Annotated in this window: 19 protein-coding genes; 10 read left to right on the top strand and 9 right to left on the bottom strand. The window is 56.1% G+C overall.

All coding sequences use genetic code 11. From position 1 onward, the window contains the following. Positions 1-5: 5 nt before the first annotated feature. Positions 6-635: an outer membrane lipoprotein chaperone LolA gene (lolA, locus tag MPQ_RS06190; RefSeq protein ID WP_013442047.1), complete on the bottom strand. Its 630-nt coding sequence runs from the start codon at positions 633-635 to the stop codon at positions 6-8. Between the two features lie 3 nt (positions 636-638). After that, positions 639-2,945: a DNA translocase FtsK gene (locus MPQ_RS06185; protein ID WP_041362664.1), complete on the bottom strand. Its 2,307-nt coding sequence runs from the start codon at positions 2,943-2,945 to the stop codon at positions 639-641. Between the two features lie 242 nt (positions 2,946-3,187). Between MPQ_RS06185 and MPQ_RS06180 the strand changes: the two genes are divergently transcribed. The 7 genes from MPQ_RS06180 to MPQ_RS06150 all read left to right on the top strand — a co-directional run bounded on the left by MPQ_RS06180 (position 3,188) and on the right by MPQ_RS06150 (position 11,528). Further along, on the top strand, positions 3,188-3,652 hold the full coding sequence (locus MPQ_RS06180; protein ID WP_013442045.1) for a Dps family protein: 465 nt from the start codon (positions 3,188-3,190) through the stop codon (positions 3,650-3,652). 54 nt (positions 3,653-3,706) lie between these two features. Next, the gene (gene trxB, locus MPQ_RS06175; protein ID WP_013442044.1) at positions 3,707-4,657 is read left to right on the top strand and encodes a thioredoxin-disulfide reductase; all 951 of its coding nucleotides are present in this window, start codon (positions 3,707-3,709) and stop codon (positions 4,655-4,657) included. Between the two features lie 164 nt (positions 4,658-4,821). Beyond that, positions 4,822-5,343 carry a Smr/MutS family protein gene (locus MPQ_RS06170; protein ID WP_013442043.1) on the top strand — a complete coding sequence of 174 codons (522 nt, stop codon included), beginning with the start codon at positions 4,822-4,824 and terminating at the stop codon, positions 5,341-5,343. 56 nt (positions 5,344-5,399) lie between these two features. Continuing rightward, complete coding sequence (locus MPQ_RS06165) at positions 5,400-5,795, top strand: VOC family protein (RefSeq protein ID WP_013442042.1); 396 nt, start codon at positions 5,400-5,402, stop codon at positions 5,793-5,795. A 206-nt stretch (positions 5,796-6,001) separates the two neighbouring features. Continuing rightward, positions 6,002-7,288 carry a TolC family protein gene (locus MPQ_RS06160; RefSeq protein ID WP_013442041.1) on the top strand — a complete coding sequence of 429 codons (1,287 nt, stop codon included), beginning with the start codon at positions 6,002-6,004 and terminating at the stop codon, positions 7,286-7,288. A gap of 1 nt (position 7,289) precedes the next feature. Further along, on the top strand, positions 7,290-8,408 hold the full coding sequence (locus MPQ_RS06155) for an efflux RND transporter periplasmic adaptor subunit (protein ID WP_013442040.1): 1,119 nt from the start codon (positions 7,290-7,292) through the stop codon (positions 8,406-8,408). Positions 8,409-8,420: 12 nt separating this feature from the next. Beyond that, positions 8,421-11,528, top strand: coding sequence for an efflux RND transporter permease subunit (locus MPQ_RS06150; RefSeq protein ID WP_013442039.1), 3,108 nt, complete (start codon positions 8,421-8,423; stop codon positions 11,526-11,528). A gap of 107 nt (positions 11,529-11,635) precedes the next feature. Here the strand turns inward: MPQ_RS06150 and ispF are convergent, their stop codons facing one another. The 7 genes from ispF to MPQ_RS06115 form a co-directional block, all read right to left on the bottom strand. After that, positions 11,636-12,118 (bottom strand): 2-C-methyl-D-erythritol 2,4-cyclodiphosphate synthase, encoded by a 483-nt coding sequence (gene ispF / locus MPQ_RS06145; RefSeq protein WP_013442038.1) that lies wholly within the window; start codon positions 12,116-12,118, stop codon positions 11,636-11,638. Then, positions 12,115-12,834, bottom strand: a complete 720-nt coding sequence (gene ispD, locus MPQ_RS06140; RefSeq protein WP_013442037.1) for a 2-C-methyl-D-erythritol 4-phosphate cytidylyltransferase — start codon at positions 12,832-12,834, stop codon at positions 12,115-12,117. The genes ispF and ispD overlap by 4 nt, the downstream gene beginning before the upstream one ends. Positions 12,835-12,955: 121 nt before the next feature. After that, the gene (locus tag MPQ_RS06135) at positions 12,956-13,180 is read right to left on the bottom strand and encodes a formate dehydrogenase subunit delta (protein WP_013442036.1); all 225 of its coding nucleotides are present in this window, start codon (positions 13,178-13,180) and stop codon (positions 12,956-12,958) included. Next, the gene (gene fdhD / locus MPQ_RS06130; protein ID WP_013442035.1) at positions 13,177-14,037 is read right to left on the bottom strand and encodes a formate dehydrogenase accessory sulfurtransferase FdhD; all 861 of its coding nucleotides are present in this window, start codon (positions 14,035-14,037) and stop codon (positions 13,177-13,179) included. Before fdhD ends, MPQ_RS06135 begins: the two co-directional genes overlap by 4 nt. A gap of 6 nt (positions 14,038-14,043) precedes the next feature. Then, positions 14,044-16,890, bottom strand: coding sequence for a formate dehydrogenase subunit alpha (gene fdhF / locus MPQ_RS06125; RefSeq protein WP_013442034.1), 2,847 nt, complete (start codon positions 16,888-16,890; stop codon positions 14,044-14,046). 20 nt (positions 16,891-16,910) lie between these two features. Then, positions 16,911-18,461 carry an NADH-quinone oxidoreductase subunit NuoF gene (locus MPQ_RS06120; protein WP_013442033.1) on the bottom strand — a complete coding sequence of 517 codons (1,551 nt, stop codon included), beginning with the start codon at positions 18,459-18,461 and terminating at the stop codon, positions 16,911-16,913. Further along, entirely contained in the window at positions 18,461-18,931 is a 471-nt protein-coding gene (locus MPQ_RS06115; protein WP_013442032.1) for a formate dehydrogenase subunit gamma, read from the bottom strand. Before MPQ_RS06115 ends, MPQ_RS06120 begins: the two co-directional genes overlap by 1 nt. A gap of 412 nt (positions 18,932-19,343) precedes the next feature. On the opposite strand from MPQ_RS06115, the gene adh reads away from it, so the two are divergent. The 3 genes from adh (at position 19,344) to MPQ_RS06100 (ending at position 24,144) form a co-directional block, all read left to right on the top strand. Continuing rightward, a complete protein-coding gene (adh, locus tag MPQ_RS06110) occupies positions 19,344-20,864 on the top strand; it encodes an aldehyde dehydrogenase (protein ID WP_013442031.1) in 1,521 nt (506 codons plus the stop codon). Positions 20,865-20,979: 115 nt separating this feature from the next. Beyond that, positions 20,980-21,354 carry a DUF779 domain-containing protein gene (locus tag MPQ_RS06105; RefSeq protein WP_013442030.1) on the top strand — a complete coding sequence of 125 codons (375 nt, stop codon included), beginning with the start codon at positions 20,980-20,982 and terminating at the stop codon, positions 21,352-21,354. 180 nt (positions 21,355-21,534) lie between these two features. Then, positions 21,535-24,144 (top strand): bifunctional diguanylate cyclase/phosphodiesterase, encoded by a 2,610-nt coding sequence (locus MPQ_RS06100; protein WP_013442029.1) that lies wholly within the window; start codon positions 21,535-21,537, stop codon positions 24,142-24,144. Positions 24,145-24,480 lie beyond the last annotated feature (336 nt).

Here is a 24,480-nt window from a genome sequence, read left to right as displayed (position 1 = left end):
TAAGGCTATTCGCCTACGACGTCCGCACCGGCAGGCGGCACAAAACGGAACGCCTGTGCGGCCAGCGTGGGGTTGCGCTCAATCTGGCTGAATTCGATAAGCGTGCGGTGCCCAAAGCTGTCCAGCAACTCCATCTGCGCCAGCTGGTCGCCCTTGAAGCCGATCATGATCTGCTCGAAGCCGCTTTCTTTTTCGCGCGGCGTGGCTTTCACCCATTCCAGCCCGCCCTGGTTACCGCCATCCTGCAGGGCAAAGCTTTTTTCCATTTCCTTGCTGCCGGCCAGCATGGCAGCCGGGCTGGAGCCGATGGCCTTGCTCAGCGAACGCACCGTCACCTGGTTAAGCTCGGGGTCATACAGCCAGACCTTCTGGCCGTCGCCGACGATCTGCTGCACATAAGGCTTCTGGTAATCCCAGCGAAATTTGCCGGGGCGCTGCAATTGCATATCGCCGGTTACTTCCTGCACCTTGCGGCCTTGCGCATCGGAGACGGTCTGCTTGAATTGGGCCTTGAGCCCGACCGTATTCTGGTAAAAGGCCTTGAGCCGCTCGGGGCCATCGGCCTGTGCTAGCGTGGGGGCCAGCATGCTGGCGCTGGAGAAAGCCAGCAGAAGGGTATTCAGAAAAGATCGCATCAGTTACTCGCTATGACTGTTAGGGGCTAAAACTTCACGGTTACCGTTGCTCTGCATGGCAGAGACCAAGCCCGCACGTTCCATGTCTTCAATCAGGCGGGCAGCGCGGTTATAGCCTATGCGCAACTGGCGCTGCACCGAGGAAATGGAAGCACGACGCGACTTGAGCACAATCGCCACGGCCTCATCGTACAGCGGGTCTGCTTCACCGCCACCACCAACACCTTCGCCGCCATCCCCCACATCGCCACCTTCTTCGGTGGCACCGGTGAGGATGCCTTCAATATAGTTGGGCTCGCCCAAGGTCTTGATGTGCTCGACCACGCGGTGCACTTCCTGATCCGACACAAAGGCGCCATGGACGCGCTGCGGATCGCTGGTGCCGGGTGGCTGGTACAGCATGTCGCCCTGCCCCAGCAAGGCTTCGGCGCCCATCTGGTCAAGAATGGTACGCGAGTCGATCTTGCTGGATACCTGGAAGGCAACGCGGGTCGGGATATTGGCCTTGATCAGGCCGGTAATCACATCCACCGACGGCCGCTGTGTTGCCACCACCAGGTGGATGCCGCAGGCACGGGCTTTCTGCGCCAGACGGGCAATCGGTTCTTCTACCTTCTTGCCTACGACCATCATCAGATCGGCCAGTTCGTCGATGATAACGACGATAACCGGCAGTTCTTCCAGCGGCTCGGGGCTGTCCGGCGTGAGTGTAAATGGATGCGGAATGCTCTTGCCATCCTTGGCGGCGTCGCGGATTTTCTGGTTGTAGCCTGCGAGGTTACGCACGCCCAGCACCGACATCAGCTTGTAACGACGCTCCATCTCGGCTACGCCCCAGTTCAGCGCATTGCCGGCCTGGCGCATATCGGTAATTACCGGGGCCAGCAAATGCGGAATGCCGTCATACACCGACAGTTCCAGCATTTTGGGGTCAATCAGAATCAGGCGCACCTTGCTGGGCTCTGCCTTGTACAGCAGGCTCAGGATCATGGCATTGATGGCAACAGATTTACCCGAACCAGTCGTACCCGCGACCAGCACGTGCGGCATCTTGGCAAGGTCAGCCACCACCGGCTTGCCGGAGATATCCTTGCCCATGGCGATGGCCAGCGGCGAATTCATGTCGGCATACACCTGCGAGCCGAGAATCTCGGAGAGGAACACCACCTGACGCTTGGGATTCGGAATCTCCAGGCCCATATAGGTTTTGCCGGGGATGGTTTCCACCACGCGCACGCTGATCACGGACAAGGCGCGTGCCAGATCCTTGGAGAGATTGGCCACCTGGCTGCCTTTGACGCCCGCCGCAGGCTCGATTTCATAGCGGGTAATCACCGGGCCGGGCAAGGCCGCAATCACCTTGACCTCAATGCCAAAGTCCATCAACTTGCGCTCGATCAGGCGCGAGGTGAATTCCAGGGTTTCAGCAGACTGCACTTCCACCACGCCACTGGGTTCATCCAGCAGATGTAATGGCGGCAAGGGAGAATCCGGCAAGGTTTCAAACAAAGGCGTCTGGCGCTCTTTTTCAATACGGTCGCTCTTGGGAATCTCCAGCGCAGGCGCTTGAATCTGGATAGGCGGCCGGTCTTCGGTGCGCTTGCGCTCGTTATCAACAAATTCGGTACGCAGCTGTTCGGCCACTTTGCCCAGTTTGCGGTCCTGCCTGTCCTGCCATTTGTTGCGCACATAGGCATACGCCCACTCCAGGGCACCACCCAGTTTTTCCGTCATCATGATCCACGACCAGCCGGTAAACAGGCTGAAGCCCACCGCCATCATGAGTAGCAACGCCATGGTTGAGCCAGCAAAGCCGAGCATGCCGCGCAACAAGCCATCGAAAACGCTACCGAGCATCCCACCCGGTCCTAAAGGCAATTGCGCGGGCAAAGCTACCAAATGCCCGGACTCCAGGCTGGCAGACGCCACAAGCAACAGGCCAAAGCCAATGAAATTAAGCAATAACAGCGGCTTGCGCGTAGCCGCGACGACTTCCAGACGCAAATACACCAGCCAGATGGCATAAAAGGCAAACACCGCCAGCCACCACGCCGAGAAACCAAACAGGTAAAGCAGAATATCCGACAGCCAGGCACCCACCGTACCGCCGGCGTTATGGGTCACCGCGGCATCGCTGGCGGTGTGTGACCAGGAAGGATCATCGCGCTGGTATGTCACCAGGATAATGGTGAGGTAGAGACCAACAACCACAAGCCCAAGCCACCAGGCCTCCTTGACGATGCCCGGTGTTTCGGTACGGGGCGTCTCGCGCTTGCTGTTTAAAGGGAGATTTTTTTTCTGGAAGAACAAGATGATCAGGCTATCCGGACAGTGGTTGAGCAACAATAAATCATTAACGGTTATTATATAAATAACCAGCGAATTATATCAGTTATGGCTGGTACTGCTTGTATTCCTCACACGCCGGTTAGCGATACTTATCAGGCAAATTTACAGAATCAATTTGCACTATTAATTTCGAGAACCTACCATACATAAAAATTGTCTGGCATAACGTTAACCACAACAAAAGAAAAGGATGGATACACCTCATGGATATCGGCATCAATGAAAAAGATCGCAAAAAGATTGCTGAAGGCCTCTCCCGTTTTCTGGCAGACACTTACACGCTCTACCTCAAAACCCATTTCTTTCACTGGAACGTCACAGGTCCGCAATTCCGCACCTTGCATTTGATGTTCGAGGAACAATATAACGAACTGTGGCTGGCAGTAGATCTGGTCGCTGAGCGCATTCGCTCGCTGGATGTCTATGCACCTGGTACTTACAAGGACTTCGCCAAGCTGACTTCCATCAAGGAAACCGATGGCGTGCCCAATGCGCAGGACATGATCCGCGAACTGGTCGCTGGTCACGAAACCGTAGTCCGCACTGCCCGCTCGATTTTCCCTGTCGTGGAAAAAGCATCTGACGAAGCCAGTGCAGACCTGCTGACCCAGCGCCTGCAATTGCACGAAAAAACCGCATGGATGCTGCGCAGCCTGCTGGAAAAATAAGCCTTACCGCACTATCGACCTATAGAAAAAATCGTACTCAGGAGTCTTAACATCATGGCAACAAAACACGCCCACCTGCTCATTCTGGGCTCTGGCCCTGCGGGCTACTCAGCAGCCGTTTACGCGGCGCGCGCCAACCTGAAGCCCGTGCTCGTCACGGGGATTGCCCAGGGTGGCCAGCTGATGACCACCACCGAGGTGGACAACTGGCCCGCGGATGCAGATGGTGTGCAAGGCCCCGAGCTGATGGCGCGTTTTCAGAAACATGCCGAGCGCTTTAATACAGAAATGATCTTTGATCACATTCACACCGCCAAACTCACCGAAAAGCCTATCCGGCTGATCGGCGATAGCGGCGAGTACACCTGTGATGCGCTGATCATTGCCACCGGCGCTTCGGCACAGTATCTGGGCTTGCCCTCTGAAGAAAAATTCTCTGGCAAGGGCGTGTCTGCCTGCGCCACCTGTGACGGTTTTTTCTATCGCAACCAAGAAGTGGCCGTGATCGGCGGTGGCAATACCGCCGTGGAAGAAGCGCTGTATCTCGCCAATATCGCCAGCAAAGTAACGCTGGTGCATAGACGCGACAAGTTCAAGGCCGAAGCCATTCTGGTGGACAAGGTCATGGAGCGCGTGAAGGAAGGCAAGATCGTGCTGGAACTGCATTCCGTGCTGGAAGAAGTGCTGGGTGATGATAGCGGTGTGACCGGCATGCGCATCAAGAACAATGAAACCGGCGCCACCAAGGATATCCCCTTGCAAGGCGTGTTCATTGCGATTGGTCACAAGCCCAACACCGACATCTTTGCCGGCCAGCTGGAAATGGAAGGCGGTTACATCGTCACCAAGGCTGGTCGTAATGGCAATGCCACCGCGACCAGTGTGCCTGGCGTATTTGCGGCAGGCGATGTGCAGGATCATATTTACCGCCAGGCGGTTACCAGTGCAGGCAGTGGTTGCATGGCCGCCCTGGATGCCGAGCGCTACCTGGATCAACTGAAGTAAGGCATCGCGGCGCAAGCCAACATGCGCGCACGGCAACAGGCTCTGGCCCTGCCGTGCGTTTTTGTTTGTGATATTGCCGCTTGAGCACAAAAGCGGCTATTGTTTAACTGATTCAGTTGCTTACCTGGTAAATTTTCGTGACTGACACACCCGCAGATGACCCATTGGACGACGACGAGCTGCTCTTTCGCGAGGCAGTGAAAGGCGCTCGCCCTCTGCAATCGTCCAAGGTCACCTTTACGCCGCCACGCCCCAAACCCATCCCCAAACAATTCATTCGCGATGAGCGGCAGGCCCTGATTGACTCACTGAGCGATCACTACATCCCCGCCCACGAACTGGAGAGCGGCGAAGAGCTGCTCTATCTGCGTGAAGGCCAATCCCCCGCCATTCTGAGCAAGCTGCGGCGCGGCCACTGGGTAGTGCAGGCAGGCATAGACCTGCATGGCCTGGTCGTGGATGAAGCCCGGCTTTATGTTGCCGAGTTTCTTGCCGATTGCAAGAAAAAGGGCATACGCTGTGTACGCATCATCCATGGCAAAGGGCTGGGCTCACGTAACCGCGAACCCATACTCAAGCACAAGCTGCGCAACTGGCTGATGCAGAAGGATGAAGTGCTGGCCTATGCCCAGGCACGTGCCAACGATGGCGGCAGCGGCGCGGTGATCGTGTTGCTCAAGGCTTGAGCGCGGGCCACGTGACGCTTGCACTCTCCACCCCCACCTTTCCCCAATGACTCATCATGAAAATTGACCATCTCGACCATCTGGTACTCACCGTCCGCGACATGCAAGCGACCATCGATTTTTATACTCAGGTGCTCGGCATGCAGCTCGTGACATTTGGTCAAGGCAGACAGGCACTGGCATTCGGCGCGCAAAAAATCAATCTGCACCAATACCAGCATGAGTTTGAGCCCAAGGCCGAGCACCCTACCCCAGGCTCCGCTGACCTCTGCTTCATCACATCCACCCCACTGCCTGATGTCATGCAGCATGTGCAAGCATGCGGAGCAACGGTGATTGAAGGCCCAGTAGAGCGTACCGGCGCCAGCGGTCGCATCCTGTCGATTTACCTGCGCGACCCGGACGCCAACCTGATCGAAATCGCCAACCAGCTGCCTCCCGCCAACGCCTGAAGTAGGCCGTCAACCTGCGTCAGCTCGCCCTATGCGATGGCGCCAAACCGCAGTAGAGTAGCTGGGCTCATCACACATTTTTCATATTGTGAAAAAGTATTTTTGGGTTGTAAGCAAACCATAAGGTTGCGTGCTTAGCATGCGCACCATGCCCTCATAAAGAGGTGGCAAAATTTGACCTTTCGAATAGCTGCAGGAAAGTGCCCATGAAACACCGCTACATCGTATTGCTGCTTTGCACGCTGGGCTTGGTATCGCTTGCCCATGCGGATGAAACATCAGAAGTACAACCCGCCGACTTGCAACACCTCAGCCTCTCTCAGGCCGAGCGTCTGTTACAGACCAATAATCGCGAAGTACTGTTTGCCCGTCGCGCACTGGAAGGCTCGCAAGCCGACAAACTCAGTGCCGGTCAGAAACCCAACCCCGTCCTCAGCCTCAGCAGCACCAATTTCAAACTGCATGGCAGCAATGGCAATGGCGGCCTGCAGGATAAAACCCTGGACAGCATTGTGCGGGTTGACCAGCTGATAGAGCGCGGCGGCAAACGTGAGCTGCGTACCGCCGTGGCCGAAGATGCCATCAAGGCCTCGCGCTTTGACCTGCAAGACAGCATGCGCCAGCAGACGCTCAATCTGCGCTCCAGTTATTACGATCTGCTGCTGGCACAGCAGGCCGAGCGCCTGCAGCAAGAAAATCAGGCCATTTTTGACAAGGTATTGCAGTCCGCCGAGTTGCGTCTCAAGGCAGGCGATATATCGGCCACCGATGTGGCGCGTATCCGCGTTGACGCCTTGCGCGCCAAAAACGATGTACGCCAGGCCCAGGCCGACCGCGAAAAAGCGCAGGCCATTCTGGCGTATATGATCGGGCAGGAAAAAAATGCCACCAGCCTGTATCTGACCGATGAATGGCCTACGCTGGCGAATGCACCGAATACCGCCAATACCGATATGACCTTGCTGGACCAGCGTGCTGACATTCAGGCTGCTGCCGCCCGCACCGCCCAGGCCATGGAAGCACGCAAGCTTGCCGAGTCACTGCAGACACGCGACATTACCGTGGGCGTGCAATATGAGCATTACCCGGACGACAGCCGCAATACCGTGGGCGCAGCTGTCAGTATCCCCTTGTTCACCAACTATCAGTACCAGGGCGAAATCGCCAGGGCCGAAGTCAACCTGACGACTGCCGAAGAAGCCCGGCAACAGACGCAGGCGATTGCCCTGGGTGAAATCTCGCGCGCACGTGCTGATCTCAATGCCGCCATCGATAAAGTACGTCGCTACGATGAACAAATGCTGGCAGAAGCCAAGACTGCAGCTGACGCGGCCGAATTTGCCTATCAGCATGGCGCCATGGGCGTGACCGATCTGCTGGATGCACGCCGTGTATACCGAACCCTGCAACTGGACGCCGCCAATGCGCGCGCCGATTATGCAAAATCCCTGGCCGCCTGGCAGGCAGCCACCCAACCACAGGAAGCTCCGTAACATGAACCGCAGCATTATTTCTCTCAGCCTGATCTGCCTCAGCGTCGCCACCCCTGGATTTGCCGCCGACAAGCCGCGCATTGCCAGTCCGGCTCCCACCTCGCAGGAGGTCGTGTTAAAACCTGGCTCAAGCCAGTTCTCCAGCCTGAAAATGGAAGCGGTTACGGCGATTCCCGCGCCTGCCAGCGAACCATTGAACGGCAAGATTGCGTTTGATGAAAACCATACTGTACGCATCAGTTCCCCCGTCACCGGCCGCGTGGTCAGCATCAGTGCGCAGCTGGGTGATACGGTGAAATCTGGCCAGGCACTGGCGGTGCTCGACTCCCCAGATTTGGGCACCGCCCTGGCAGATCACCGTAAGGCGCAAGCCGACCTGCAGCTCAAGAAACAGGCGCTGGAACGCAGCCGCCTATTGCTGGAAGGCGGCGTCATCGCGCGCAAGGAATTTGAAAACACCCAGGCCGACATGGCCGAATCACAGGCAGAAGCCGCCCGCACCTCCGCCATGCTGAGCAATCTCGGTACCCATGGCAGTGTGAATGGCGAGAGCTTCAGCTTGCGCAGCCCGATCAACGGCATGATTGTGGATCGTCAGATCAACCCTGGCAGCCAGGTACGGCCAGACGCCGCCAGCCCGCTGTTCATCATCAGCGATCCCAATTCCCTGTGGGCATCGATTGATCTGCCGGAGCGTGACTTGTCCAAGGTATCCGTCGGTCAGGCGCTGGCCATTGAGGTGGATGCGTATCCTGGCGAAACCTTCAGCGGTCGCGTGTTGACTATCGGTGGCATGGTGGACCCGGCGACACGGCGCATCCAGGTGCGTTGCAGTGTAGACGGCAAGGGCCGCCTCAAGCCCGAGATGTATGCCCGCATTACCCCGCTGCAAAGCTCTCAGGAGAAGGTCATCCGCCTGCCTAACAGCGCGCTCATTACCGAAGGCTTGTATAGCTATGTGTTTGTGGAGACCTCCCCTGGCCACCTGCAAAAACGCCGCGTGGAGCTTGCAACCCAGGCCCGCGACTTTGCCACCGTCAAAAGCGGCCTGGCACTGGGCGAACGCGTGGTGACCTCGGGAGCCATTCTGCTCAATTCCGAGCTGGCCGCAGGCAAATAAGGCGATCACACCATGTTGGAAAAACTGATTACCTTCTCGCTCCAGCAGCGTGTGTTCGTGTTGCTGGGCACACTGGCCGTGATTATTTCAGGCTACTTTGCGGTTCAAAACCTGCCGATTGAGGCCTTCCCGGATGTGGAAGATGTGCACGTCGGCATCGTCACCCAGGCCGCCGGGCTCGCCCCAGAAGAAGTCGAGCGCGTGGTCACGCTGCCGATTGAGCATGAAATGAGCGGCGTGCCTCACCTGATACAGATGCGCTCGGTATCCATTACCGGCCTGTCTGTAGTTACCCTGACCTTTTCCGAGCATACCGATGACTATTTCGCCCGTCAGCAAGTGCTGGAGCGCCTGCAGGGCGTTGGCTTGCCCGCGGCTTACCAGCCGACCCTCGCGCCGCTGACCACCGCGGTGGGCGAAATCTACCGCTATCTGGTCGAAGCGCCCAAGGACATGCCGCAACGGGAAATCCGGGCGATTCAGGATTGGCAGATCATCCCCATGCTGCGCACCGTGCCCGGCGTGGCCGACATCACCAGCTTTGGTGGTGCGGTCAAGGAATACCAGGTCAGGCTTGATCCATATCTGCTGAAGAAATTTGATATCAGCATTGATCAGGTCAACCAGGCTCTGGGCAACAACAGCAGCAACGTCGGCGGTGGCCTCATGCATCGCGGCGACGAGGCGCTGGTGGTGCGCGGCATCGGCCTGTTCAAGAGCATTGATGATATTGGCCAGACCGTGATCACCTCTCGGGATGGGCGGCCGATTGTGGTGAGCGATGTGGGCCAGGCCGTGATTGGCGACAAGACCCGCTCCGGCATTGTGTCCTATAACGATCGCGATGACGTGATCGAGGGCATCGTGCTCATGAACAAGGGCCAGAACCCGGCCAAGGTGATTGAAGCACTGCGCGAAAAAGCCAAGGAGGTGAATGCCAAGCTGCCACCTGGCGTGCGCATTGCCCCCTTCTATGACCGTACCAGCCTGATCGACCACACGGTGCATACCGTCACGGAGAACCTCATCGTCGGTGCCCTGCTGGTCGTGGCGATCCTCATCGTCTTCCTGCGCAACTGGCGTGCGGCGCTGATTGTCGCAAGTGTGATTCCGCTGTCGCTGCTGTTCGCCTTCATCATCATGGATATTCGCGGCGTATCAGCCAACCTGATTTCGCTAGGCGCGGTGGACTTCGGCATCATCATCGATAGTGCCGTGGTGCTGGTTGAAGCGCTGATGGTGCGGCTGGCGGTGACCGAGCTGGATAAATTCCCGCAGCAGGCCAGTTATGGCTGGCGCATCCATACGCTGAAGCAGACCGCCATTGAGATGGGCCGTCCTATCCTGTTTTCCAAACTCATCATCATTCTGGCGTTCTTGCCTATCTTCACCTTCCAGCGCGTGGAGGGCAAAATCTTCTCGCCCATGGCATTTACCCTGAGTTTTGCCTTGCTGGGCGCCATTTTGCTGACGCTGACCCTGGTACCGGCCCTGCTCTCTTACACCATGCGCCGGGAAGATATGGCCGAGAGCCACAGCCCATGGCTGGAAAAGGTGCAGCATGCCTATCGCAATTTCCTGGTACGCATGGGCACCATGCGCAAGCGTGTGGTGATTGTTTCGGTTGCCCTGCTCGCCATATCGGTGCTGCTGGCACCGCGGCTGGGGTCCGAGTTTCTGCCACGGCTGGATGAAGGCAATATCTGGCTCACCATCAGCCTGCCGCCTTCCACCAGTCTGGAAAAAACCAAGGAGGTGGAACGCCATGTGCGCAAGATATTGCTGGGCTATCAGGAAGTGCATCTGGTAGTGAGCCATGTGGGTCGCCCGGACGATGGCACCGACCCCAAGGGCCCGAACAATATCGAGATCCTGGCTGATCTGAAACCCAAGGACACCTGGAAGTTTTCCAACAAGGAAGCCTTGATCAAGGACATGTCGGCCAAGATACATACCATCCCCGGCATTCCCACCAACTTCTCGCAAGTAATTCAGGACAGCGTGGAAGAAGCGCTCTCTGGCGTGAAAGGGGAAATTTCGGTCAAGATTTTCGGGCCCGACCTCGGGATTCTGGAAGCCAAGGCTGACCAAGTGGTGGATGTACTGAATGGCATCAGAGGTGCAACCGATGTGGCTGCCATCCGCATTTCAGGCAACTCGGAGCTGGATATTCAGCTGGACCGCGCCCGCATGGCCCGCTATGGCTTGCAGGTGGGCGACGTTAACAGCACCGTGCAAACGGCGCTGGCGGGCAATGCCGCCAATACCTTCTACGATGGCGATCGCCGCTTTGATGTCACCTTGCGTCTGAATGAGGAATATCGCGATGCGGTGGATGATATTGCCGAGTTGCCGATTGCCCTGCCCAACAATGCAGGCAGCATTCCCCTGAGCGAGATTGCCGATATTCAGGTAAAACAAGGGGCATCGCGCGTGGGCCGTGAAGGGGTATCCCGTATTGTGGCGATCAAGGCCAACCTGATTGACCGCGACCAGGGCAGCTTTGTAGAAGAAGCCATGGCCAAGGTAAAAGCGCAAGTGGCATTGCCCCCTGGCTACAACATCACCTGGGGCGGCCAGTTTGAGAACCAGCAACGCGCCATGCAGCGGCTGGAAGTGATTGTGCCTTTATCCCTCATGCTGATCTTTGTGCTGCTGTTTACCGCCTTCAAATCGGTACGCAATGCGCTGCTGGTGCTGATGATGATTCCATTCACCCTCATTGGCGGCCTGGGTGGCTTGTGGCTGGCTGGCTTGCATCTGTCGGTATCCGCTGCGGTAGGCTTTATCGCCCTCGCCGGCATCTCGGTGCAAAACGGTGTGATCATGGTGGAGCAGATCAAGCGCATGATACTGGATGGTGTAAGCGTGAAGGATGCCGTGCTGGATGGCGCCGTCGCCCGCTTGCGGCCCATCCTGATGACGGCGCTGATGGCAGGCCTGGGCCTGCTGCCTGCGGCACTGTCGCACAGCATAGGCTCGGAAACACAGCGTCCATTTGCCGTGGTGATTGTGGGCGGTCTGGTGACAGCCACCTTCTTCACCCTGCTGTTGCTGCCTCTGCTCTTCCCCACATTCTCGGATGAAGCACGCAGCAAACCCTGGCGCAAAGAGCAATAAGCCCAGCTTTGCCAGTCAGTAGCTGGCAAAGCCAATAAAAAATGCCCGGACAGCAATGCCCGGGCGTTTTTTATTGTGCGATCACAATATCGCGGATGGCGCGAATACTAGATCTGGAAGCGTTGCAGCAGACAGACAGCTTCAGCCGCAATCCCCTCTTCACGGCCGACAAAGCCCAGCTTCTCGGTAGTCGTGGCCTTTACGTTGATCGCATCGCGCAGCAAGTTACAGTCCTCGGCGATGTTGGCGCACATCTGGTCGATATGGGCAGACAGGCGCGGCGCCTGCGCCATGACGGTGGCATCGATATTCACAATGGCGTAGTGCTTGGCGCGTATGAGCTTGACCACGTGGCGCAACAGTTCGCGCGAATCAATGCCCTTGTAGCGCACATCGGTATCCGGGAAATGCTTGCCTATATCGCCCAGCGCCGCCGCGCCCAGCATGGCATCGCAAATGGCATGCAGCAGCACATCGGCATCCGAATGCCCGAGCAGGCCTTTGCTGTGCGGGATATCCACGCCGCCGATAATGCAGCGGCGCCCTTCAATCAGTTGATGTACATCAAAGCCATGGCCTATACGTATCATGCTTGTTCTCCTTGGGTCTGGTCAGCCCGCAGAATGGCTTCGGCCAGCCAGAGATCCTGCGGATAGGTGATTTTAAGATTGCGCAGCTCGCCTTGCACCAGCAGTGGTTTCAGGCCCAGCGCCTCAACGGCTTGTGCTTCATCGGTTGGAATATAGTCAGGCAGCTGTCTGGTGTGCTCCAGCGCCCGCTTCAACAAGCCATGCGGAAACATTTGCGGAGTCTGCGCCTGCCACAGCGTATCGCGCGACTCGGTGCGCTGCACCCGCTGCTCGACGTCAGCCCGCTTAAGTGTATCGGCCAGTGGTATCGCCAGTATTCCCCCTACGCTATCCTGCTGCACGGCATCGATCAGGCGCTGCAACAAATGAGGTGTCAGCATGGGGCGGGCAGCATCATGCACCAGTACCCAGTCATGCTCATCCACCAGGCTTTGCATGGCGCTCAACCCATTCAGCACGGAATCAGAGCGCGTATCACCGCCCTGGTAATGCACATGCAAACGCTCAGACGATGGCAAATCGGGCTGCGTGGCCCAGATGTCATCGTCTGGATTCAACACCACATGCACGCTGCTGATACAGGGACTGGCGAGAAAAAGATTCACGGTACGCAGCACCACGGCTTGGCCGAGCAAGGGCAGATACTGCTTGGGGAGAGAGGCTTGCATGCGGCTACCAGAGCCACTTGCCGGGATCAGGACATGACTTTTTTGCATGCCCAGATTCTAGCATGCCGACCTGGCGGAAACAGACGAAGGCAGAAACAGGAGAACATGGTTGGCTGACAGCAAGATCGCTGACAGCCGGGCGCCGCACTTCAAACCGCAGGAAAGCAGGCTAAACCAGTTGTCCCACATGCTGGCGTACAGCATCGGTGACTATCGCATCCAGCCCCTGGCCTTGCTGCTCATTCACATGGCTGACCAGTTGCTGGCGCATGTTGTGCGCCCAGAAGCGTTTGATATGGCTGACAATTTCATTTTTTGCCAGCTCGCGATCAGGGTATGCAGAAAAAAACGTGCCAATCTGGTTGGCCATGGTAATCAGATGCTCAATATTCATGTCGACTCTTCAAAATCCCCGTAAATAATCTTTTCTGCGCCTGCATACACCACATGCTGGTGACTGCGAGTAAACCCGACCAGTGCAATCCCGCTGTTTTCTGCCACGCGAATCGCGAGGCCAGTAGGCGCCGAAATGGCCACCAGCATGGGGATCCCGGCTGTCACGGTTTTTTGCACCATTTCATAACTTGCCCGGCTGGTCGTCAGCACAAAGCCGCGCCTGTCATCCCCGGCGCGCGCAATCGCGCCTATCAGCTTATCAAGCGCGTTGTGCCGTCCCACGTCTTCGCGCACCATGCGTATCTCGCCTTCCGGACTTACCCAGGCACTGGCATGGGTAGCGCCCGTCAGCGCTTGCAGGGGTTGGCTTTTCTGTATGCTTTCCTGCGCCCGCAATATCGCTCGGTAATCAAACTTCAGGTCCGATGCCACCACTTTTTCGGGAATGCGCAGGGCCTGCTCCAGACTCTCGGCACCGCACAAGCCGCAGCCGGTACGCCCGGCCATGCTGCGACGTCGCTCCTTAAGATTGGCAAAGCACTCGCTGGCAATCTCCATGCGCAGTTCAACGCCTTTTTCCTGCGGCACGATATCCAGCCCGTAAAGATCACTGGGCTCGCGCAAAATGCCTTCGCACAGCGAAAACCCGAGGGCAAAATCGGCCAGATCATCCGGCGTTGCCAGCATCACCGCATGCGAAATATCGTTATAAATCATGGCGACCGGCATTTCTTCCGCCACGCGATCCTGCAAGGCCGTTACGCCACTTCCGTCCCCATCAGCACGCCACTTTCTGACCGGATAGAGACCGGTAATATCCAACCCGGTCTCGGCATTCACTAATTTTTCAGTCACACATCTCTACTCAATCCGCGCCTCTTTAGCTGTGTTTTGCGCAAAAGCAATCTGCTCTTCACTGAACTGCCGATAGCTGCGCTGCCAGTCGGAAAGCTGTGAAACACGGGTGACCTGCACTGCCGTTACCTTGAACTCGGGACAATTGGTCGCCCAGTCGGAGTTATCGGTGGTGATGACGTTGGCGCCGGATTCCGGATGGTGGAAGGTGGTGTAAATAACGCCAGGCTGTACACGCTCGGTAATCTTGGCGCGTAGCACCGTTTCACCGGCACGGCTGGCAATCCCCACCCAGTCACCTTCGCTGATGCCGCGATCTTCAGCATCATGCGGATGAATCTCGACCATATCCTCAGGATGCCAGGCCACGTTATCGGTACGTCGTGTCTGCGCGCCTACATTATATTGCGAAAGGATACGGCCCGTGGTCAGGATCAATGGATACTTGGCGTTGACCTTTTCGGTAGTCGGCACATATTGGGTAATAAAGAACTTGCCCTTGCCGCGCACGAATTCGTCAATGTGCATGGTCGGCGTGCCATTCGGGAATTCATCCGTGCAAGGCCATTGCACGCTGCCCAGCTCATCCAGTTTTTTGAAGCTGACGCCTGCGAACGTGGGCGTGAGCGCCGCAATTTCATCCAGAATGTCCGAAGCATGCTTGTAATGCATGGGGTAGCCCAGTGCCGTGGACAGCTTGGCGGTGATTTCCCAATCCTCATAGCCATTCTTAGGCGTCATGACGCGACGGACTGGCGAAATACGACGCTCGGCATTGGTAAATGTACCGGTCTTCTCCAGGAAAGAAGCACCTGGCAGGAACACATGGGCGTACATCGCGGTTTCGTTCAGGAACAGATCCTGCACGATGACGCACTCCATGGATTCCAGCGCGTGGGTGACGTGTTGGGTATCCGGGTCAGACTGGGCGATATCCTCGCCATTGCAATACAGCGCCTTGAAGCTGCCTTCAATCGCCTGGTCCAGCATATTGGGAATGCGCAAGCCAGGGTCAGCCGACAACGGACGACCCCAGGCGGATTCGAACAAGGCACGGGTAGCATCGTCCGACACATGGCGATAGCCAGTGAACTCATGCGGCATGGAACCCATGTCGCAGGAACCCTGCACATTGTTCTGGCCGCGCAAGGGGTTAACGCCCACGCCTTCACGCCCGATATTGCCAGTGGCCATGGCCAGGTTGGCAATGCCCATCACCATGGTGGAGCCCTGGCTATGCTCGGTCACGCCCAAACCATAATAGATGGCCGCATTGCCGCCAGTGGCAAACAAGCGTGCCGCCGCGCGTAAATCAGCAGCCTTGATGCCCAGTTCGCTTTCCAGCGCTTCTGGCGAATTTTCTGGCTTGGCGACAAAGTCGCGCCACATTACAAAAGAATCCCACTCGCAGCGGGCCTTTACGAATTCTTCGTCCACCAGGCCTTCCGTCACGACCACATGCGCCATGGCGGAAATCAACGCCACATTGGTACCTGGGCGCAGCTTGAGGTGGTAATCCGCCTTCACATGGGGTGACGACACCAGGTCGATCGCCCGTGGATCGGCCACAATCAGCTTGGCGCCCTCACGCAGGCGGCGCTTCATTTGCGAACCGAATACCGGGTGACCATCGGTGGGGTTAGCGCCTATCACCATGATGACATCCGACTTCATCACCGAGTCAAATGTCTGGGTGCCAGCGGACTCACCCAGGGTTTGCTTGAGGCCATAACCAGTGGGTGAATGGCACACGCGGGCGCAGGTATCGACGTTATTGCTGCCGAACACGGCACGCACCAGCTTTTGCACGACATAGACTTCTTCATTGGTGCAACGCGAAGAGGTAATCGCACCGACCGACTCTTTGCCATACTTGCCCTGAATGCGCTGAATCTCACTGGCGGCATAGGAAATTGCCTCGTCCCAGGACACTTCCGTCCACGGATCGGTAATGCTCTTGCGGATCATGGGTTTTGTAATGCGATCCTTGTGTGTGGCGTAGCCCCAGGCGAAGCGCCCTTTCACACAGGAGTGTCCATGATTGGCGCCACCATCCTTGTTCGGCACCATGCGAATCAGCTCTTCGCCCTTCATTTCGGCGTTAAACGAGCAGCCAACGCCACAGTAGGCACAGGTGGTCGTCACGCTATGCTCGGGCTGACCATGCTGTATCACCGACTTTTCCATCAGGGTAGCGGTCGGGCAGGCCTGCACGCAGGCACCACAGGACACACATTCAGATTCCAGGAAATTATTCACGCCGGAAGCGACTTTGGATTCAAAGCCACGGCCTTGAATGGTCAACGCAAACGTGCCCTGGGTTTCTTCGCAAGCGCGCACGCAACGTGAGCAGACGATGCACTTGGAAGGATCAAACGTGAAATACGGATTGGAGGTGTCTTTTTCGGCACGCAGGTGGTTTTCACCTTCGTAGCCATAGCGCACTTCGCGCAGGCCTACAGCGCCCGCCATGTCCTGCAGTTCACAATCACCATTGGCAGCGCAGGTCAGGCAATCCAGCGGGTGGTCGGAGATGTAAAGCTCCATCACACCGCGGCGAATATCGGCCAGCTTGGGGCTTTGCGTGCGGACTTTCAGCCCGTTATCCACTGGCGTGGTGCACGAAGCAGGATATCCGCGGCGGCCTTCGATTTCCACCAGGCACAAACGGCAGGAGCCGAATGGGTCCAGACTGTCGGTCGCGCAGAGTTTGGGGACGCTCACGCCAGCGACCATAGCCGCATGCATGATGGAGGTGCCAGCAGGTACCGTGACGTCGGTGCCATCAATATTGAGGGTCACTTGCTGATCGGAATGGCTGGCTGGGGTACCGTAATCTTTTTGGTGTTCCATGGCTATCTCCTAAATACTGCTCAGGCCGCTTGTGCTTTTTTATTAAGGCCGAAATCTTCTGGAAAATGGTTAATCGCGCTCAACACCGGGTATGGCGTCATGCCGCCCAGTGCGCAGAGCGAACCATTCAGCATCGTGTCGCTGAGATCGCGCACCAGGGCAATGTTCTGCGCGTGGTCGCGGCCTTGCATGATCTTGTCCATCACTTCCACGCCACGGGTTGAACCGATGCGGCATGGCGTGCATTTGCCGCAGGACTCAATGGCACAGAATTCAAAGGCATAGCGGGCCATTTTGGCCATGTCCACCGTGTCATCAAACGCCACAATGCCACCATGACCAAGCACCGCCCACAATTTGGAAAACTCTTCGTAATCCAGTGGCGTGTCAAACTGCGACTCCGGCAGATAGGCACCCAGCGGGCCGCCAACCTGCACCGCCCGGATAGGACGCCCGGTGGCCGAACCACCGCCAAAGTCATACAGCAACTGACGCAAGGTGACGCCAAAGGCTTTTTCCACCAGGCCACCATGTTTGATATTGCCTGCCAGCTGAATAGGCAGCGTGCCGCGAGAACGGCCCATACCGTAGTCACGGTAAAAAGCGCCGCCTTTATCCAGAATAATCGGCACACTGGCAAAGGAAATCACGTTATTGACCACGGTCGGCTTGCCGAACAAGCCTTCGATCGCAGGCAATGGTGGTTTGAAACGCACCAGGCCACGCTTGCCCTCCAGGCTTTCCAGCAGCGAGGTTTCTTCGCCACAGACATACGCACCGGCAGCGCGACGCACCTCAAGCTCAAAGGCATGGCCGCTGCCGAGAATATTCGGCCCCAGGTAATGCTTTTCACGGGCATGCTGAATGGCTTCATTGAGCACGGCCAGCGCATGCGGATACTCGGAGCGCAGGTAGATATAGCCCTGCGTAGCGCCTACGGCCAGCGCAGCAATCGTCATGCCTTCAATCAGGACAAACGGGTCACCTTCCATAATCATGCGATCTGAATAGGTACCGGAATCGCCTTCATCGGCATTGCAGACGATGTATTTCTGGTCGGCCTTGCAGTCGTGCACGGTTTTCCACTTGATGCCCGTCGGGAAAGCCGCGCCACCGCGCCCGCGCAGGCCTGAGTCGGTCACCTGTTGCACAATCTCGGCAGGCTGCAGTGCCAGGGCGTTTTGCAAACCGCGATAACCATCGTGCGCAAGATAATCGGTGAGGGATACGGGATCGGTAATGCCGACGCGGGCAAAGGTCAGTCTCTCTTGCTGCTTGAGCCAGGGCAGCTCATCGGTCACGCCCAGCTTCAGGGCATGGGCACCGCCATTGACAAAGTCCGCAGCAAACAGCGATGGCACATCCGCGACATCGACTGGACCATAGGCAATCCTGCCGGCGGGTGTTTCCACCTCTACCAGCGGCTCAAGCCAGAACATACCGCGCGAACCATTGCGTATGATTTCAACCGCCAGATTCTGGCGTGCTGCGTGCTCGGCAATCGCCTTGGCGACTTTTTCCGCTCCCAGTGACAAGGCACTGGAGTCGCGGGGAACATAGATACGGGTCATCACGCCACTCCCTTCGCTTCGGCAATAATCGCATCCAGCCGCTTGGGGCTGACGCGGCCATAGACTTCTTCATCCACGGTAATCGCCGGTGAGCAGGCGCAATTGCCCAGACAGTACACCGGCTCTAGCGTGATACTGCCGTCAGAGGTGGTCTGATGGTAATCAATGCCCAGCGATGCTTTCGCATGCGCTTCGAGTTCGGTGGAGCCCATGGACTGGCAGGATTCGGCGCGGCATATCTGGATGACATGGCGTCCGGGAGGATGCGTTCGGAAGTGGTGATAAAAAGTGACGACGCCGTGAATTTCGGCCACAGAAAGATTAAGGGCTTTGGATATGCTGCCATAGCTCTCCTCCGGCACATATCCCACGTCGTCCTGTATGGCATGCAGCAAAGGCAACAACCCGCCAGGCAGTGCCTTGTGTGCAGTAATGTGCGCGTCTATACGCGCTGCTTGCTCAGGTAACACAACATCTCCTCTACTACAAAACAACTTGGTTTTTATTATTCGAGTTCGTTGAGACTGCCCGTTTACATTTTGATACAATTTTAGAAAGCGTGTCAAATCACAAGTTCATTAATTTTGCATGTGCTGACATGCGAATTGCCGAGCTTATGAAGCATGCCTGTGAATTAAGTTGCGCCATCAGAGTCGGAGTTGCATCAGTTCGGCTTCACTGAAAAATGATTTATGTGGGATAGCGCTAGCCAGAAGCCATGGATTGTGCCTACACTAGCCTATTAACCCCACAAAAAATCAGGTTAAGAAGGACATGCTGATCCAATCGGCATGGGCTGTACAGTAATTTATAAGTCGTTATAAAAAAATGTTTTATGTCGTTGTTTTTTAGTATTTTTCAATAACTCTTGGAGGAGTTGCTATGAGTCTGGAAAGCTTGAAGGGCCTGGGTGTTGAGATTCCATATCAGGCCAAATATGACAATTACATTGGCGGTAAATGGGTAGCTCCTGTAGACGGCGAATATTTCGATAACATCAGCCCGGTGACTGGCAAAGTGTTCTGCAAGGTCGCCCGCTCTAACGATAAGGATGTCAACCTGGCACTGGATGCGGCACATGCCGCCAAGGAAGCCTGGGGCAAGACCTCGACCACAGCCCGCTCCAATATTCTGCTTAAAATCGCCGACGCGATGGAAGCCAACCTTGAAAAAATCGCGATTGCCGAAACCATAGACAACGGCAAGCCCATCCGCGAAACCATGGCGGCAGATATCCCGCTCGCCATTGATCACTTCCGTTACTTTGCTGGCGCGGTGCGCGCTCAGGAGGGCGGCATCAGCGAAATCGACCACGACACCATTGCCTATCACTTCCATGAACCACTGGGCGTTGTCGGCCAGATCATTCCCTGGAACTTCCCGATTCTGATGGCGGCATGGAAACTGGCACCAGCCCTGGCTGCTGGCAACTGTATTGTCATGAAGCCGGCCGAACAAACGCCAGCTTCCATTCTGGTGGTTATGGAAATCATCGGTCACCTGCTGCCACCTGGCGTGCTGAATGTGGTCAACGGCTTTGGCGTAGAAGCAGGCAAGGCGCTGGCCACCAGCCCACGCATCGCCAAGATCGCCTTTACCGGCTCCACCTCCGTGGGTCGCCTGATCATGCAATACGCATCGCAAAACCTGATTCCAGTGACGCTGGAACTGGGTGGCAAATCCCCGAACATCTTCTTTGAAGACATCATGGACGCCGACGATGCTTACTTCGATAAATGTCTGGAAGGTTTCACCCTGTTTGCATTGAACCAGGGCGAAGTCTGCACCTGTCCTTCGCGTGCCCTGATTCAGGAATCCATCTACGAGAAATTCATGGAGCGCGCACTTAAGCGCGTCAAGGCTATCAAGCAGGGTAACCCGCTGGATGCTTCGACCATGATCGGTGCGCAAGCATCGAGCGAGCAGGTCGAGATCATCATGTCTTACATCAAGCTGGGCCGTGAAGAAGGCGCGGAAGTGCTGACCGGCGGCAACGTCACCAAGCTGGCTGGCGAACTGGGCGAAGGCTATTACATCGAGCCTACCGTGTTCAAGGGCCATAACAAGATGCGCATTTTCCAGGAAGAAATCTTCGGCCCTGTGCTGTCGGTGACCACCTTCAAGGATGAAGCCGAGGCTCTGGCGATTGCCAATGACACCATGTACGGCCTGGGTGCCGGTGTGTGGACGCGTGATGGCAGCCGTGCCTTCCGCATGGGCCGTGGCATTCAGGCTGGCCGCGTGTGGACCAACTGCTACCACCTCTACCCTGCCCATGCCGCCTTCGGTGGTTACAAGCAATCGGGTATCGGTCGTGAAAACCACAAGATGATGCTGGATCACTACCAGCAGACCAAGAACCTCCTGGTCAGCTACAACCCTAACGCATTGGGCTTTTTCTAAACCCTGGCTGTTTTAAGGGGTCATACCAGCGAGAGCGACGGAGCTATTACCCGTCCTCTCGCTTTTTCATTTTTATTGTGTGCTACATTCAGTAGCGCTTGAACAGGAGTTACCTATGACAGCAGCACGTATTGTGGCAACCCCCGCAGCAGAAGCGCTTATTGATGAGCTGAAAGCCAGGCATGGCAATCTCATGTTTCACCAGTCCGGTGGTTGCTGCGAAGGCAGCGCCCCCATGTGTCTCCAGGAAGGTGAATTCATGATAGGCAGCTCGGATGTCAAACTGGGCGATGTGCATGGTGTGCCTTTTTATATGGCGAAATTCCAGTTTCAATACTGGGAGCATACGCACATGACACTGGATGTGATTGCCGGTCATGGCGGCATGTTTTCGCTGGAGCAGGCAACCGGCAAACATTTCATCATACGTTCCCGACTGTTTACTGACGAAGAATGGCACCAGCTCGCCCCGATTGAAAGCTGCAGTTAGCCAAAACCAGAGGTAAACGTTACCCTAGCCACACACGAGCTTTTCAATAAAATACGGCACAATAGCAAGCTGATTATCAGCAAACTGACTATTCCGACCAACCCATCGCGCACGGTGTTAATAAACACGGCCCAGCCACTTTTATAGTGTTGAACAAAGCAGCCAAGCCTATGGAAACCGATGAAACTATTTAGCCGAAAACTACGCTATGCAGCCATTCGCATCCCGCTGATCTATTGCGTATTTGCGGTACTGTGGATCATGGCGTCGGATCAGATACTGGCATTACTCCTCCCCGAAGCCGCCAGCATTACGCATTTTCAAACCCTCAAGGGCTTGCTGTTCATTCTGCTCACAGCCGCCCTGCTCTATCACCTGATCCACCGCCAGCAATTGCTGGCATCGCGTTATAACAGTCTGACGGTGCATGCCAATGACAGCATTCTGCTGTTCGACCATCAGGGCAAACTGGTGGATGCCAATGACCGGGCCTTGCGCATGTATGGCTACACGCGCGAGCAGATGCAGCACATACACGCCCGCCAGCTGTTGCCGGATGCCACCAGCGATTGGCGCAGCTGTTTTCTGGCGGAGGCGCAGCATAACGGCATTATTTTTGAATCCGAGCACAAGCATGCGGATGGCAGCACTTTTTCGGTAGAGGTCAGCGCCTGTCTGCTGAAAATTGGCGGTAGTGATTATATTCAGGCCATTGTGCGCGATATTACCGAGCGCCTGCGTGTTGTCGAAAAACTGCGTGAGAGTGAACAGCTTCTCGCCCATATGTCGGCCATTGCCCATATCGGTGGCTGGGAATTTGATGTGGAAACCGGTATTGGAAGCTGGACGCGGGAAGTCGCGCATATTCATGGAGTGGAGTTCAAGGACAACATTTCTGCCGAATTCGGCCTTGGATTTTATGAAGCAGAATCCCGCGAGAAAATTGAAGCCGCCATTCAACAAGCCATCGACCATGGCAAGCCTTACGACCTGGAGTTGGAACTGGTCACCGCTCGTGGCATCCGCAAATGGGTGCGCACCGTCTGTACACCGCACATCATTGATGGCCGCGTGCTAAAGCTGCAAGGATCGTTTCAGGATATCAGCGATCGCAAGGTGGCCGAAGATAAAATGCGGCTCGCCACGCTGGTGTTTGAGAACAGTAGCGAGGCCATCATGGTGGTGGATGCGGAGAGCCAGATTTTGTCGGTGAACCCCGCTTTCACGGAAATGACCGGCTACACCGCGCAGGAAGTGGTGGGCAAAACGCCTAAAATCCTTGCCTCTGGCAAGCAGGACCGCAAATTTTACGAAGAAATGTGGCATTTGCTGGATAGCAATGGCAAATGGCAAGGCGAGGTGTGGAACCGCCGCAAGAATGGGGAAAGTTACGCCGAGTGGCTGACCATCGATACCATTTACAATGAACACGGAGAAGTCATCCGCCGCGTGGCTTTATTCTCGGACATCACCAAGAACAAGCAGAATCAGGAAGTCATCTGGCGGCAGGCCAATTTTGACCAGCTCACCGGCCTGCCTAACCGCCGTATGCTGCACGACAGATTGAATCAGGAAATTCTGAAAGCGGACCGCAACCATCAAATGCTGGCGGTATTGTTCCTGGATCTGGACCGCTTCAAGGAAGTCAACGATACCTACGGTCACCTGATGGGTGACCAACTGCTGCAGGAGTCTGCACATCGTCTACTGCATTCCGTGCGCGAGTGCGATACGGTGGCGCGCCTGGGTGGGGATGAATTTGTGGTGATTTTGTCTGGCCTGCAAGATAAGGATGTGGTGCAGGATATTGCTCAGTCCATCCTGAAAAAATTCGACACCCCTTTTCAGCTCGACAATGACCTCACCCATGTCTCTGTCAGCATCGGCATTACCATTTATCCGGAGGATGGCAACGCGGGGGAAGTTCTGTTCAAGAATGCGGACCAGGCCATGTACGTCGCCAAAAACAATGGCCGCAATCGCTATTCCTACTTCACCGCGTCCATGCAGGCCCATGCCCAGAACCGCATGCGGCTAAGCAACGACTTGCATCTCGCGCTGCCGGGACAGCAATTCGAGTTGTATTACCAACCGATTGTGGAGCTCGCCACCGGTCAGGTACACAAGGCCGAAGCGCTCTTGCGCTGGCAGCACCCCACCCGCGGCATGATTCCTCCTGACAATTTCATTCCATTGGCGGAAGAGACCGGGCTTATCGTGGATATTGGCAACTGGGTATTTTACGAAGCAGCCCGCCAGGTCAAACGCCTGCAGTCGCTGCATCACGCCAGTTTCCAGATCAGCATCAACAAATCTCCCGTGCAATTCCATAACGAGACGCACGGGCATGAGGCATGGATTTCGTTTTTGCTGATGAATGACCTGCCCCGTCAGAGCATCGTGGTGGAAATTACCGAAGGTCTGCTGATGCATACCGACGAAAGTATTTCTGCCCAGCTGCTGGGGTTCCGCGATGCGGGCGTGCAGGTGGCGCTGGATGACTTCGGGACAGGCTATTCATCCCTCTCATACCTCAAGAAATTCGACATCGACTACCTGAAGATAGACCGCATTTTTGTACGCAACCTCAGCCGCAACTCCAGTGATATGGCCTTGTGCGAGGCCATTGTCATGATGGCGCACAAGCTGGATATCAAAGTGATTGCCGAGGGTATCGAAACAGAAGAGCAGCGCGAACTATTGCAACAGATCGGCTGCGATTTTGGTCAGGGCTACCTCTTCTCGCCGCCCTTGCCGGCGCCAGCGTTTGAAGCCTACCTTCGTCCCTGAAGTCAGCCGCAGAAAATGGGCAAAAAAATACCCGCCATCGGGGATAACAGCGGGTATAACAGGCTCACTCATCAGAGAGAGTCACAACATTAAGAGTCAGGAAATGTTGTGAGTTCATAATAGTGGCCTTCCGGTTTCTTATCTGTCGGCATTTGTCTGATATGCATGTCAGACAGCGGATTTAAACGCCTGGCATGCCATCCAGGCTCTTGAAATCCCCATTCGCTGGTAATACCCTTTAAAAAAACAGAACGCATATCCCTCGGGCTCTCTGCCTCAAGGATTTAGCTGGCATTGGTATTGCTAGGATTAACCCCATATATTCAGTAAAGCTTC

It is taken from the genome of Methylovorus sp. MP688, from assembly GCF_000183115.1.
GTDB lineage: Bacteria > Pseudomonadota > Gammaproteobacteria > Burkholderiales > Methylophilaceae > Methylovorus > Methylovorus glucosotrophus.
This window is presented reverse-complemented; position numbering and strand designations above follow the sequence as displayed.